A 278-nucleotide genomic window follows, 5' to 3' on the forward strand; every position below is an offset into this window, starting at 1 on the left:
TGGTAATTGATTTTCGCCCAGCCGTTTGCTTTTCCTAGTACTGTTACTTTTTCACCATTTTTTAAGTTTCCTAGAACCGAGCTACTTGTATTCGCCGCACTTCTTACTCGGAGACTTGTCGCATTGATCGTTCCTACTTCTTGCGTTCCATTCGTAATGTTTTCCGCTGGCTTTTCTTCTTGTTTTCCTGCTTCTAACTTCACAAACTCTAACGACACATACCCTTCTTTTCCTTGGTAATTGATTTTCGCCCAGCCGTTTGCTTTTCCTAGTACTGT

General features: G+C 41.7%; 1 protein-coding gene. It reads right to left on the reverse strand.

The window, feature by feature from the left end; genetic code table 11:
- Positions 1 to 278, reverse strand: a 278-nt coding sequence (locus JDS95_RS30710; RefSeq protein ID WP_199691066.1) for an SH3 domain-containing protein, incomplete at both ends; no start/stop codon positions are given.

The organism is Bacillus cereus group sp. N24, from assembly GCF_016483345.1.
GTDB lineage: Bacteria > Bacillota > Bacilli > Bacillales > Bacillaceae_G > Bacillus_A > Bacillus_A toyonensis.